This window comes from Georgenia sp. H159 (assembly GCF_035607575.1).
In the GTDB taxonomy this organism is placed as follows: domain Bacteria; phylum Actinomycetota; class Actinomycetes; order Actinomycetales; family Actinomycetaceae; genus Oceanitalea.
On sequence record NZ_JAYDZY010000008.1, the window covers coordinates 1 to 14,188 of the forward strand.

The 14,188-nt window shown below is 66.2% G+C and carries 8 protein-coding genes; 7 read left to right on the plus strand and 1 reads right to left on the minus strand.

Annotated features, from left to right (window positions below):
* The 4 genes from VR894_RS12415 to VR894_RS19125 all read left to right on the plus strand — a co-directional run.
* The coding region (locus VR894_RS12415; RefSeq protein WP_324651975.1) for an AAA family ATPase at positions 1-2,673 on the plus strand (2,673 nt) is incomplete at its 5' end.
* A gap of 206 nt (positions 2,674-2,879) precedes the next feature.
* Positions 2,880-3,242: a hypothetical protein gene (locus tag VR894_RS12420; RefSeq protein WP_324651977.1), complete on the plus strand. Its 363-nt coding sequence runs from the start codon at positions 2,880-2,882 to the stop codon at positions 3,240-3,242.
* 291 nt (positions 3,243-3,533) lie between these two features.
* On the plus strand, positions 3,534-8,387 hold the full coding sequence (locus VR894_RS12425; RefSeq protein WP_324651978.1) for a DEAD/DEAH box helicase: 4,854 nt from the start codon (positions 3,534-3,536) through the stop codon (positions 8,385-8,387).
* 232 nt (positions 8,388-8,619) lie between these two features.
* Positions 8,620-9,003 (plus strand): hypothetical protein, encoded by a 384-nt coding sequence (locus VR894_RS19125; RefSeq protein WP_416380839.1) that lies wholly within the window; start codon positions 8,620-8,622, stop codon positions 9,001-9,003.
* 164 nt (positions 9,004-9,167) lie between these two features.
* On the opposite strand, the gene VR894_RS12430 is transcribed toward VR894_RS19125, so the two are convergent.
* Positions 9,168-10,115: a cyclase family protein gene (locus tag VR894_RS12430; RefSeq protein WP_324651979.1), complete on the minus strand. Its 948-nt coding sequence runs from the start codon at positions 10,113-10,115 to the stop codon at positions 9,168-9,170.
* Between the two features lie 325 nt (positions 10,116-10,440).
* On the opposite strand from VR894_RS12430, the gene VR894_RS12435 reads away from it, so the two are divergent.
* The 3 genes from VR894_RS12435 to hisD all read left to right on the plus strand — a co-directional run bounded on the left by VR894_RS12435 (position 10,441) and on the right by hisD (position 14,131).
* A complete protein-coding gene (locus VR894_RS12435; RefSeq protein WP_324651981.1) occupies positions 10,441-11,256 on the plus strand; it encodes an SDR family NAD(P)-dependent oxidoreductase in 816 nt (271 codons plus the stop codon).
* Positions 11,257-11,362: 106 nt separating this feature from the next.
* Complete coding sequence (locus tag VR894_RS12440) at positions 11,363-12,769, plus strand: MFS transporter (protein WP_324651983.1); 1,407 nt, start codon at positions 11,363-11,365, stop codon at positions 12,767-12,769.
* A gap of 42 nt (positions 12,770-12,811) precedes the next feature.
* A complete protein-coding gene (gene hisD / locus VR894_RS12445; RefSeq protein ID WP_324651985.1) occupies positions 12,812-14,131 on the plus strand; it encodes a histidinol dehydrogenase in 1,320 nt (439 codons plus the stop codon).
* Positions 14,132-14,188 lie beyond the last annotated feature (57 nt).

Genomic DNA, 14,188 nt, shown 5'->3' on the forward strand with positions numbered 1-14,188 from the left:
GAGATCCAGGGCGTCAGCGAGGACCTCGTCGCCGAGTTCTCCAGCCGTGCCCGCGCGATCGACATCGCCACCGACGCGAGGATCGCCGACTACCTCGGCGAGCACGGCCACTACCCCTCCGACGCGCGCATCGTGCGGATGCGCGCCGAGGCCACGCTCGCCACGCGCCCGGAGAAGAACATTCGCGCACTGGCGGACCTGACCGCCGAGTGGCGCGCACGCGCACAGGAGATCGTCCGGGGCGACCCAACCGAGTGGGCGCGCAAGCTCACCACGACACCTCCCGCGCAGGTCCTCACCCAAGAATCCGTGCCCATGTACCTGATCGACCAGGCCGCTGCCGACGTCGTGGACGCGGTCTCGGAGAAGCGGTCGACCTGGCGGCACTGGAACTTGTGGGCCGAGGCCTCGCGCCGCACGATGGGCTGGCGCTTCGAGACCGTGGAGGACCGCGAGCTCGTCGTCGCACTCATCACCGAAGCCGCTACCCGACAGTCGGTCCCGCTTACCCCAGGCGAGGTCACCATCACACCGGCCGCCATGCGGCGGGACGACGGCACCAGCACCCTGCGCCCCCGACACTCGACGTACTACACGAGCGAGCACCTGCTCGCCGCAGAGGACCGGCTGCTCGCGCTGTCCGAGGACCACGTCACGGCTCTCGTCGTCCCGCCGCACATTGTCGAGACCGTGCCCGGCGCCCGTGTCGGTGGCGCGGTGGTCGACGGGGAGCAGGCCGCCGCGCTCTCCCGGGTCCTCACCTCGGGCTGGCGCCTGGACTTGCTGGTCGGCCCGGCGGGCTCCGGTAAGTCCACTGCGATGGCCGCCCTTCTCGGTGCCTGGACCGCCCAGCACGGGTCCGGGTCCGTGACCGGCATGGCGCCGTCGGCCGCCGCCGCGCAGGTACTCGCCGAAGACCTCGGCATCGGCTGTGACAACACAGCCAAGTGGGTCCACGACCACCGGCGCGGCAAGGCCGGCTTCCGCCCGGGCCAGTTGGTCATCCTCGACGAGGCCACCCTCGCCTCCACCCGGACCCTCGAGGTCATCGCGACACGCGCGGCCGAGGTCGGCGCGAAGGTCGTGCTCGTTGGTGACCCGGCCCAGCTCCAGTCCGTCGACGCCGGCGGAGCGTTCTCCATGCTCGTCGAGGCCCGCGATGGCGACATCGCACGGCTGGTCGAGGTGCGGCGCTTCGTCCACGAGTGGGAGAAGGACGCCTCTCTCGCGCTGCGTGACGGCGATGTCGCTGCGATCGACGCGTACGAGAACCACGGCCGCATCCTCGAGGGCACCACCGACGCCATGATTGACGCCGCGTACGAGGCCTGGCAGGAGGACCTGCGCGTCGGGCATTCGTCCATCCTCGTCACCGAGGCCGCCGAATCCGTGCGGCATCTCAACGAGCGTGCCCGTGCCGAACGCATCCAGTCGGGCCTCACGTCCACGCGGCGTGAAGCCCCGCTGCGCGACGACGCCCGCGCGTCGGCCGGTGATGTGATCATCACGCGCCGCAACGACCGTCGACTGCGCCCCAGCCCAGACACGTGGGTCCGCAACGGCGACCGCTGGACCGTCACCCACGTCGGAAGCGACGGGACGCTCGACGTGCGCCGAGCGGGCGACCCCAGCGGGGCCAGTGTGACGCTCCCGGCCGGGTACGTCGCCCGGCACGTCGACCTCGGCTACGCCGTCACCGCCCACCGCGCCCAGGGCATCACCGTCGACAGCGCACACGTCGTCATCTCCCCGTCGACTACCCGCGAAAACCTGTACGTGTCCATGACCCGCGGCCGACGCGCCAACACCGCCTACGTCGCCCTCGACAAGCCCAACCCGCTGCACGCCACCCCGGCCGACGCCGACACCTCCGCCCGCACCGTCCTCTTCGGCGTCCTCAACCACTCCGGGCTCGAGCTGACCGCGCACCAGACCATCACCGCCGAGCAGGAGCGGTGGACCGGCATCAGGCAGGTCGCAGCCGAGTACGAGACCATCGCCGCCACCGCCCAACGCGACCGCTGGACACGGCAGGTCACCGACGCCCTCGTCCGCGCGGGCGAGCTCACGACCGCCGAAGCCGACCGGGTCATCAAGTCCGAAGCCTTCACCGTCATGATGGCCGAGCTGCGCCGCGCCGAGGCCAACCGCCACAACGTCGACACCCTGCTGCCGCGTCTGGTCGCCCAGCGCACGCTGCTCGACGCCGACGACATCGCCGCCGTCCTCACCGCCCGCCTCGCCCGAGCCACAGCCCGGCCTGCACCCGGTACGACGCCGGATCTGATCGCCGGACTCATCCCGGCCGTCATCGGCCCGCTGCCCGCCGACACCGCCCGCGCACTCGCCGAACGCCGCGAGCTCATCGAGACCCGCGCCCGCACCCTCACCGAGGCTGCGGTCCGCGAACAGGCGCCGTGGCTGTCTCGTATTGGTGAACGACCGCTCGGTGCCGGCGATCGCGAACGGTGGCTCGACGAGCTGGCGGTCGTTGCGGCCTATCGCGACCGATACGGCATCACCGGCCCCGCGCCACTCGGCGCCTCGACCCAGACACTCGTCCAAGAACGCGACCGGCGCCGCGCCGCCGAATCCCTCCGCCGTGCCGAAGCCACAGCCCACGCCCGCAGGGCCGGGGCTACCCGTTCGCGCACGCACTCGCGCAGTGTCTAGGACGCCCAAGGCCTCTGCCGGAATCGCGCGCATGGAACCCAGCGTGGGCGAAAGTACCCGAGCACGGGGCCACTGCCTAGGAATCTGTGGATACGGGAGTTGTCCACAACCTCACCGTCTACGAGGCACACCGGAACCGGTAGCGCCCACCCTTCACCGAGAGAGGCGGGCTGAAGCCCAGCCGGCCATAAGCGAGAGGCGGCATCGTGCTCTTCTACCTCATCCTCCGGTTCTGGTTCACGCTCGCGCTCCACGTCTACGCCTTCTTCCATGCATGGATGCCGACCAGCCACCTCGTCCGCTTGGTCAACACCGACCGCGGGATCAAGTGGGGCCTTCCCATCGGTGCCGCTCTCACACCCCTGTACTACCTGACGATGACCTGGAGCGGAGGGCACCTGAACGTCGACAGCTCCGGCTGGTGGTGGGTGCCGACGCTGTGGAGCGCGATCAACACGATCAAGTTCGCACACGTCGCAGTCCGCAGCCCGTTCATCTGGGTTCGCCGGAAGCTACGCCAACCCACCGCGCGCCAGTTCGAGGCACACCAGCGGTGGCCTGCGGAGTAGCCGATGCTGCCGCGCACACCAATCCGCCGAGGACGGGGCCGTCGGCATGCACGCGATCGGAGGGAGCTTGGCCTGGCCCGCTGGTACGACAGCCCTCACAGACTGCCGCGTCCGGTTGTACTTCGAGGCGTACGAACGCGAACAGAAACGGCGGCGCTTCGCGCCCGTCAACGGGCAGAACTCCACGCTGCACTGCTCGCAAGACACGACGGCAATTCCGATGTGTTGGGCGGCGCGCCGGACTGGGGCAGTCCTGCACTTCCTCGCGCCTGGGTCGGGCACAATCGTCGTATGTCGGCGACGATCGAAGAGGTGCTGGACGAGCTGTACTACTCCTCCACGTCGGAGGTGGAGAAGGGCTCGAAGTTCGAGCGGTTGATCGCCTCGTTCTTGCGCACGGACCCGCAGTACGCCGATCAGTTCGATGAGGTGTGGCCGTGGATGGAGTGGCCCGACCGCGACGGCCAAGGCGACCACGGGATCGACCTGGTGGCCCGGGAGCGCGACACCGGGGACGTGGTGGCGATCCAGTGCAAGTTCTACGACCCGGCCGGCACGTTGGCCAAGCCGGACATCGACTCTTTCCTCTCGGCCTCGGGTAAGTACCCCTTCAAGCGGCGGATCATCGTCTCCACAACCGACAAGTGGGGCGCTAACGCCGAGGCCGCGATTCACGGGCAGCAGATCCCGGTCCAGCGCATTCGGTTCAGGGACCTGGCCGACTCCAGCATCGACTGGTCCCAGTTCCGTCTAGCCACCCCTGAGGTGCTGGAGCTGAAGGACAAGAAGCGCCTGCGTCAGCACCAGGAGAACGCGATCGCCGACGTCAAGGCCGGGTTCGCCGAGCACGACCGCGGCAAGATGATCATGGCGTGTGGCACCGGCAAGACGTTCACGTCGCTGCGCCTGGCCGAGCAGATGGTCGGGGTGGGCGGGTCGGTGCTGTTTCTGGTGCCGTCCATCGCGCTGCTGTCCCAGTCGCTGCGGGAGTGGACGATCGAGGCAGAGCTCGACCTGCAGGCGTTCGCGGTGTGCTCCGACCCGAAGGCCAGCCGCCTCAACCCCGGCGAGGACATCTCCTCTGTCGACCTGCCCCTAGCCTCGACCACGGACCCGAACGTGCTGCACGAGCGGCTCACGGCGGCGGTCCCGGGTCGGATGCGGGTGGTGTTCGCGACCTACCAGTCCATCGACGTCGTCGCCGAGGCCCAGCGCATGGGCGAGGTGGACCCGTTCGACCTGATCATCTGCGATGAGGCTCACCGCACGACCGGCGTCACGCTGGTCGACGACGAGGATGAGTCGCCCTTCGTGCGCGTGCACGACCCCGAGTACATTCTGGCCGACCGGCGCCTGTACATGACCGCGACCCCGCGGGTGTATGGCGATGCGACCAAGGCGAAGGCCGGTGAGGCCCAGGCGGTGCTGTCCTCGATGGACGACGAGACGCTCTATGGGCCGGAGTTCCACCGTCTGTCCTTCGGCAAGGCCGTTTCCCGCGGTCTGCTCACCGACTATAAGGTCCTGGTGCTTGGCGTCTCGGAGGACCAGGTCTCCAAGACGTTCCAGGCCCAGCTCGCCGACGAGCACCTGCAGCTGCGCCTGGATGACGTGGCCAAGATGGTGGGCTGCTGGAACGGGCTGGCCAAGCGCGGCCAGGCCGACTCCGGGTTCGGGGAAGACGCCACACCGATGCGCCGGGCGGTGGCCTTCTCCCACACCATCGCCGCCTCCAAGGCGTTCACCGAGAAGTTCGAGCGGATCACCGACCACTACATCACCTCGAACGACCTCGATGCCGACTACGACGACGACCAGGCCGGCAACGGCACCGAGCGGGCGCTGCGCTGCCAGGTCGACCACGTCGACGGGTCGATGAACGCCCTGCAGCGCAACGCCAAACTCGACTGGCTACGCGAGGATCCCGGGACCGACACTGCCCGCATCCTGTCCAACGCCCGCTGCCTGTCCGAAGGCGTGGACGTGCCTGCACTGGACGCCGTGCTCTTCCTGCAGCCGCGCCGGTCCCAGGTCGACGTCATCCAGTCGGTGGGGCGGGTGATGCGCCTGGCCCCGGACAAGAAGTACGGCTACATCATCCTGCCCGTGGCCATCCCCGCCGACGTCGAGCCCCACATCGCTCTGGGCGACACCAGGTTCAAGGTTATCTGGGACGTCCTGCAGGCCCTGCGTGCCCACGATGAGCGCTTCGACGCCATGATCAACCAGATCGACCTCAACAAGGCGCCAGGAGAGCGCCTAGAGGTCATTTTCACCGACTTCGACGGCCCCGGAGACGCCGAGGACCCCGACCAGGCGCAGAAGGCCAAGCAGAAGACGAGGGACTACGAGCAGGGCATGCTCGACCTGCCTGCGGTGGACCAGTGGCGCGATGCGATCTACGCCCGCATCGTGCAGAAGGTCGGCACCCGCCGCTATTGGGAGGACTGGGCCGCCGACATCCGGCAGATCGCCGCCACCCACATCACCCGTATCAAGACCATCCTGGCCAACCCCTACCCGGGTCTGTCTCAGCGGTTCGATGACTTCCTCACCGGGCTACGCGGCAACCTGAACGACTCCATCAGTCGGGACGAGGCGATCGAGATGCTCGCCCAGCACCTGATCACCAAGCCCGTCTTTGATGCCCTGTTCGAGGACTACGACTTCGCCGCCCACAACCCCGTCTCCCGCGTCATGCAGGACATGGTCGACGCCCTGGACGGGCAGAATCTCGCCGCCGAGGCCGAGTCGCTGGAGGACTTCTATGAGTCGGTGCGCATCCGCGCCGCCGGCATCGACAACGCGGCCGGCAAGCAGCAGATCATCACCGAGCTGTACGAGTCCTTCTTCAAGCACGCCTTCCCCAAGACCGCCGAGTCCCTGGGCATCGTCTACACCCCCACCGAGGTCGTCGACTACATCCTGCGCGCCGTGCAGGCCATCCTGCAGCAGGAGTTTGGCGTCTCCATCAGCGATCCGGGCGTCCACGTTCTTGACCCGTTCACCGGCACTGGGACGTTCATAGTGCGGTTGCTGGAGTCCGGGCTCATCGATCCCGCCGACCTGCTGCGCAAGTACACCAGCGAACTCCACGCCAACGAGATCCTGCTGCTCGCGTATTACATCGCCGCGATCAACATCGAGGCCACCCTGCACGGCCTGCTCAGAGAGAACGATCCTGACGCCGGGTACGTGCCCTTCGAGGGCATCGTGCTCGCCGACACCTTCCAGATGACCGAGGACGGCGACACCCTCGACTCGGCGATCTTCCCCACCAACAACGCTCGAGCCGAGGCCCAGAAGAACCTCGACATCCGGGTAATCATCGGGAATCCGCCCTACTCGGCAAAGCAGGGAAGCGTCAACGACGCCAACGCCAACCTCAAGTACCCGACGCTCGACCGCCAGATCGAGAACACGTACGCGACGCGTTCGACGGCGACGAACAAGAACTCGCTCTACGACTCTTACATCCGCGCTATCCGGTGGGCATCAGACCGCATCGGACCCGAAGGCATCATCGGCTACGTCACCAACGGCGGTTGGATCGACTCCAATACTGCTGACGGCCTCCGCATGGTCCTCGCTGACGAGTTCTCCACCATCTACGTTTACAACCTCCGCGGCAACCAGCGAACCGCGGGTGAGCAGTCCCGACGCGAAGGCGGAAAGATCTTCGGCTCCGGCAGCCGCAACACCGTCGCCATCACCTTCCTCGTCAAGAAGGCGGGCCACGCCGGTGCGGCCACGGTCTACTACCGAGACATCGGCGACTACCTCACTCGGGAAGAAAAGCTCGCGATCCTAGACGAGTCCGAGCACACCGAGCTCGACTGGCAGACCATCGAGCCCAACGAGCACGGCGACTGGCTCAGCCAGCGCGACGACAAGTTCAACGAGGCCAGGCCGCTGGGCGCTTCGCGCGGAGAGACTCGGCCCGGCGTCTTCGAAGGGTACGTCAATGGTCTCGGCACAAGCCGCGATGCTTGGGTTTACGCGTCTTCCGAGGCCACTGTCCGAACCAACGTCATGAACACGATCACGTTCTACAACGGCGAAGTTCGACGTGCGACGTCCGGAGCGAAGGGCATTGTCCAGAAGTTGGTCTCGACTGAGAATGTTGATCGAGATCCGACGGCAATCAGTTGGTCCTCATCGCTTCTCAACCGATTTGCGCGCGGAAAACTACTGACCTTCAACGACGGATTCGTTACGACGGCCCTGTATCGACCGTTTTTCAGGCAGAAAGTCTATGTCTCGCCAGATCTCATTCACCGCCCAGCCATCCAACAGAGGTTCTTCCCTGCCCCGACTGTAGGTAATGTGGGGCTCTATATACTCGGTCTTGGGGCTCAGAAAGAGTTCTCCGTTCTGGCGACTGCCCTGCTCCCGGACTTAAACCTATATGGGTCAGAAGGTGGACAGTATTTTCCTCGGTGGAAGTATGAGGTGCGCAAAGCAGGCGACGACCTCTTCTCGCTAACTGCGGACGGCGACGAGTCTGTGCAATGGGAACGCCTCGACAACATCACCGATGCGACCCTCGTCGCCTACCGCCGCTCCTACGGCGAGGCCGTCACCAAGGACGACGTCTTCTCCTACGTCTACGGCCTGCTGCACTCTCCGGACTACCGCGAACGCTACGCCGCGGACCTGCGCAAGATGCTGCCGCGCATCCCGCAGGTGGCATCCACCGAAGACTTCCATGCCTTCAGCGCGGCCGGCCGGGCCCTGGCCGACCTCCACATCGGCTACGAGACGGTCGAGCCGTACCCGCTGACCGAGAGCGTCACCGGCACCGCCGACGAGCCGGAGCTCTACCGCGTGCAGAAGATGCGCTACCAGGGCCGGGGCAAGAACCAGGACCGCAGCGCCGTCATCTACAACAGCCACCTGACTCTCAGCGGCATTCCCGATGAGGCGCACCGCTACCTGCTCGGTTCCCGCAGCGCGATCGAGTGGGTGATGCGCCAGTATCAGGTGACCACCCACAAGGCGTCGGGCATCGTCAATGACCCCAACGACTGGGCCGCGGAGGTCGGCGATCCGCGCTACATAGTGGACCTGCTCAAGCGCGTCGTCACCGTCTCGGTCGAGACGATGCGGATCGTCGACGGGCTCCCTTCGCTCGACCTCGAGTGAGACGAAGGAAGACCACAAACGATCGTTTCCGAGACGGCCTGGCAACCGATCGCCATGGGCCTGATTTGCGTCCACAACCGGTCTAGAAATCCTCCGTGTCACCGGCCGGTTCTGCGCCCGTTTTGAGACTCTTGAGCGGTGACTCGGAACCTCGTCGGCTTGGCCCGGTATCGACCAACGGCGCAGACGCCCAGTTCCAGCGCGGCGCCCTCGAGGCCGCGGGCTCCATCAGATCTTCGAAGAGAAGATCAGCAGCCGATTGACTCACCGCCCTGGCTTGGCCCACCCGCTCGAGTTCATGCGCGACGGCATCGATACCCTGGCGGTGTGGAGGCTCTACGGGCTGGACAGGTCTAAGGACACCCTCACCGTCGCCGACGACCCCAGCGATCGAAGGACCGGTCTCTACGTGCTCACCGGTATGCTCGCAGGCACCTACAGTCTGACAGGCGAGGGGGAAGTGTCGCCGTCGAGGTCCGCGGCTCTAGAGCCAAGTGACAGGGGATCGCGCTCCGCGTTCTTACATGAACGCTCGCCGGCACCTACAGCCGGCAGGGGAGGGAAAGTTCTTCTTCACGACGATGGGCTCCCTTCGCCAAGCTCGACCCATAGCTGATCCGCGAACGGACGGTGGCCGATTTGGCCGCGGGCCCGCGGGCGCTTCTGGAGAAAACTTCGGCGTCCTGGCACCGGTGACGATTAGCCCTTACTGGTCTCTCGATTTCGCTCTCAGGTGGCCCGCCAGGACGCGAACGGCGAGCCACCTGAGCGGTAACTCCGCTACTTGATCGCCTGCGGATTCAACGGCGAGCCGACGGCTCCCGGGATTACAAGCGGCGGACCAACGAACAGGAACTCGTAACGTCCGTCCTTCGCGCAGTCCTCGGCGAGGTCGTCGAGTTGCCAGATTTCCCCGACGAGCATTCCCATGCTCACGATCAGGACGAGGTGCAGCGGCTGGAAGGTTCCGTCGATCTCGTTCGGTCTTACTTCCGCTCCCCACGTGTCGGTGGCCAAGGCGGCGACATCGCGCTCGTAGAACCACGGAGCGGTGCGGAGCGACAATCCCGGGGCGTCACCGGCGGAGTATCCGGCCCAGCCGGGCTCGGTCCGCCGCGCCTGCATGTCGCCGGTGCGGATGAGGACGACATCGCCCCGGCCCACGCTTACGCCCTGGTGTGCGCATGCGCCGTCGAGGTCCTCTGGAGTGATGGCGTAGCCAGGCTCGAGGTAGTCGACCCCGAGATACCTCGGCATGTCCAGCAGGACACCGCGAGAGACCACCGTGGGCATGTTCTCCACGCCGCCCACCTTCGCGCCGTGAGAGGTGACCTCAGCGGCGCTGAAGCCGTTGTACATCTTCCCCTCACGGAAGATGTGGGCGAGGGCGTCCCACTGGGTGCCCCCCTGCAGGAACAGGAACAGGCTGTCGTCGGCGAATCCCCAGCCGAGCGGGTCGTTGCTGTAGACCTGCTTGCCTGCGAGGTGGTCGGTGCCAGTCGCGACCATCTGGTGCACGGGGTTGACGCGCCCGAACGCCCCTGTCTGCGGCCCGTTTCCGTCGAGCGGGAGCTGGAGGGAGATCGCCTTGCCCTGCCGGACGAGGCCCGCGGCCTCGACGACCTTTTCCTCAGTGATGAAGTTCAGGGTTCCCCGCTGGTCGTCGTGGCCCCATCGACCCCAGTTGGAGAACGACTTGTAGTACTCCTCGAACAGGTCAAGAGTCACGCTCTCGACCGAGGCATCGGTGTCTGTCGTGTGCGACACGTTCGTATCCCTATCGCTCGTCGTTGAGATCCGCCGCACCTCCCGGAGCGGCCCAGCAAAATCACGATACGTCGGGCCTGGTCGCCACCTGTTTCTCCGAACGAACAATGAATCGTGCTGTTCTGCCTACTTTTGTAGGAACAGGCGGGTCGTGTCGCTGGATAGGTTGACGGGGTGGTCGCGCGAGTGAGGATGCTCGGCGTGGGAACCAGCAACCGGCTAGATGGAGTGTGCGCTAAGGGCCGGCAGTACGAGCGAATCGGAGGTGGTCAGCATCAGTAGCGCGATGGCTGAGGGGAACGGTGGTGCGACCGCGCCCCAGGCGAGCACCATCGACACACCCTCGTTCTCGCCGCCGTCTTTTGATCTCTCCGGCAAGACGGCTCTAGTGACCGGTGGCAGCCGAGGAATCGGGTTCGCAAGCGCGGCCGCCCTTGCTGCCGCGGGTGCGCACGTGCTGGTGGCGGCGAGGACGGAGTCTGACGTCGAGCGAGCGAGCGACGAGATCTCTGAACGCTTCGGCTCGGCGGAGCCGGTCGTCCTGGACGTCACGGACACCGAAACTTGTGCGCACGTCCTTAGCCGGGGCCCTGACTTGGACATCCTGGTGAACAGTGCAGGGACGAACCGGCCAGGTCCGTTCCGCGACGTGTCGCCGAGCGACTATGACGCGGTGATGGCCCTGAACGTTCGGTCGACATTCTTCGTTACACAGGCTGTCGCCGCGAGGATGGTGTCCGCGGGACGAGGAGGGGCGATCATCAATATCTCCTCGCAGATGGGGCATGTCGGTGCAGCGAACCGGTCCGTGTACTGCGCTTCGAAGTGGGCCTTGGAGGGCATGACGAAGGCGATCGCCATCGAGCTCGCCCCCCATGGTATCCGCGTCAACACCGTCGCCCCGACCTTCATCGAGACACCGATGACGGCCCCGTTCTTTGCCGATCCACAGTTCAAGAGCGAGGTGCTCTCGAAGATAAAGCTCGGCCGGATCGGCCAGCCCCAGGATGTCGGCGGCGCCGTCGTTTTCCTCGCCAGCTCATCCTCGGCGCTGATGACGGGCAGCTCGATCCTGCTCGACGGCGGTTGGACCGCGGAGTAGGCAACTTTTTCTGACCCTGTCGGCCTGACCGACTCCTGCCCTCACCTGTTAACCCCAACCCACAGTGGCGCGCTTTTTGCCCCCAACCACAACGAGGTGGATCGACGTGTTCGACATTCTCGACAGACAAACCACGCTGACCCGTAATCAGAAGAAACTGGCCCTCATCGCCACCTGGGCCGTGTGCCTAGAGTTTCTTGATTACTTTCTCATCGGTTTCATTCTGACGTTCGTCTCGGCGCCCTGGGAGCTGAGCTTCGGACAGTCTTCCTTCGTGCTCCTGTCCTCCGGCATCGGTGCGATCTTCGGCGCGCTTTACTTCGGTCGGCTGGCGGACCGGATCGGCAGGCGCAAGGTTTTCCTGATCACTATCACGGTGTTCACCCTCGCAACCGGCGCCCTGGTCTTCACGCCCGACGACCCGCAGGTGGGATGGCTCTACCTCGTGCTCTTCCGCGTTGTGGTCGGCTTCGGCGCGGGTGGCCTGTACGTCGTCGACCTGCCGCTGGTGCAGGAGTTCATGCCGGCCGCCAAGCGCGGCAAGGTGACCGGCCTCGTCACATCCGCCGTGCCGGCTGGGTTCCTCGTCGGCTCACTCCTCGTCTGGCTGCTGTCCGACGCGATCGGGTGGCGGGGAATCCTCGTGGTCGCGACGGTTCTTGGTATGACCGTGCTTCTGCTGCGGCTCTCCATTCCCGAGTCGCCGCGCTACCTGGCCCGCATGGGTGACGCCGAAGGCGCCCGCCGGTCGATCGCCTGGGCCCTGGAGGTTGCGCCCGAGTCTTTGCCGCTCGCCGTCCCGGAGGTCCACGAGCAGAGGAAGGTCGGGATCGCCCAGCTTTTCAAGTACAGGCGGAGCTTCTGGGTCTCCACGCTCGCTAACCTCGGAATTCAGACCGGCTACTACGGCATCACCCTGTGGACCCCCACCCTGCTCGTTTTGGTCATGGGCATCGACCCCGCGCAGTCGGGCTTCTACATGGTGTTCATCACGCTGGGCGCACTTGCTGGCCGATTTGGCCTGTCGTTCCTCTCTGAGCGCATCGGGCGGCGCCGCACGGGAACCCTGGCAGGGCTGGGCGCGGCCGGGTTCTTGATGGTCGCCGCGATGCTCGACCATGCCATGCTGGGCGGCCTGTCCGTCTTCTTCCTGATCATGATCGTCGTTTACTTCTTTGGCGAGGGCGGATTCGCTGTCGTGGGCCCGTACTCCGGCGAGATCTGGCCGAGTTCGCTCCGGACGACCGGCATGGGCTTCGCCTACGGCATCGGCGGCATCGGCAAGGTCATTGGCCCCCTCGGCCTCGCTCTGATAATCGGCTCGAGCAACCTCGTCAAGCCGGAAGTGGCTGCCACTGAGTTAGTGCCAGCGTTCGGATACTTCGCGATCTGGTACCTCCTATGCGCGGCGATGTTCGCCTTCTTCGGCATCGAGACCAAGGACAAGACTCTCGAGGCGCTTGACCGTGAGCTCGAGAGCCAGCGGCGCGAGCCCAGCGCCATCACCCGATGACCCGACACCAAGGGCGACAATCACTAACGAAAGGAACCTGCCATGGCACGCGTTCTGAAGGAAGCAACCGGCACGACCGGTCCGACCACCGCAGACGCAGCGGTCAGCAACGCCGTTGCCGACGTGATCGAAGCCGTCCGGCGCCGCGGGGATGCCGCGGTTCGAGAGTTCTCGGAGAAGTTCGACAAGTGGTCCCCCGAGGAGTTCCGGCTGACCGACGGCAAGATAGAGAAGATCGTCGCTAGCGTTCCGGAGCAGGTGCTCGCCGACATTCAGACGGTCCAGGAGAACGTTCGGACATTTGCCCAGCATCAGCGCGACTCCCTGCGCGACTTCGAGGTCGAGACGCAGCACGGCGTCTTCCTCGGCCAGAAGAACATCCCGATCCAGGCGGTCGGTGCCTACATTCCGGGCGGTCGCTACCCGCTGCTGGCATCTGCACACATGACGGTCCTGACGGCGAAGGTCGCCGGCGTGGAAACTGTCCGCGCCTGCACCCCGCCGATCCGTGGAGAGGTCCCCGCGGCCACGGTCGCGGCCATGCACTTGGCGGGCGCCGACGAAATCTACCTCCTGGGCGGCATCCAGGCCGTGGCCGCCATGGCGATCGGCACGCAGTCGATGGGGCGCGTCGATTTCCTGACGGGACCCGGCAACGCCTATGTGGCCGAGGCCAAGCGTCAGCTGTTCGGCGAGGTCGGGATCGACCTCCTCGCCGGCCCGACCGAGGTCCTCATCGTCGCCGACGACTCGGCCGACCCCTTCGTCGTTGCGGTGGATCTGCTGAGTCAGGCAGAGCACGGCCCGGACTCACCCGCGGTTTTGGTCACCACGTCCGAGGAGCTGGGCCACGAGGTCATCGCGCACATCGAGGCAGTGCTGCCTGGCATGCCGACTGTGGACTTCGCCGGGCCGGCCTGGCGCGATCACGGCCAGGTCCTGGTGGTCGACACACTCGACGAGGCGTTCGCACTCGCGGACGAGATCGCGAGCGAGCACGTCCAGATTCTCACGCGCGAGCCGCGCGAGGCGCTGGTGAAGATGCGGAACTATGGGGCCCTCTTCCTAGGCGAGGGCACGTGCGTGTCCTATGGGGACAAGGTGATCGGCACGAATCACACGTTGCCCACCCGCAAGAGCGCCCGGTACACCGGCGGGCTCTGGGTGGGGAAGTTCCTCAAGACGGTCACCTACCAGGAGGTCCGGGACACCGATGCCAGCGCCGTCCTGGGGGAGCTATGCGGCCGGGCGAGCCGGGCGGAGAGCTTCGAGGGCCACGCCCGCTCCGGCGACATCCGTGCCGCGAAGTACCGCGGCAAGCAGGTGCCGTGGGCACCGGCCGAGGTTGGTACGTCGGCCTGACGGCCGGTCCGGGTGCCCGGCTGAACTGGGCACCCGGATCTCTGTGCGCGCAGTGCG

Excerpts from the sequence above, each read along its gene's own strand:
- hisD (WP_324651985.1), top strand. The coding sequence starts at position 12,812 with ATGGCACGCGTTCTGAAGGAAGCAACCGGCACGACCGGTCCGACCACC.
- VR894_RS12425 (WP_324651978.1), top strand. The coding sequence starts at position 3,534 with ATGTCGGCGACGATCGAAGAGGTGCTGGACGAGCTGTACTACTCCTCC.
- VR894_RS12435 (WP_324651981.1), top strand. The coding sequence starts at position 10,441 with ATGGCTGAGGGGAACGGTGGTGCGACCGCGCCCCAGGCGAGCACCATC.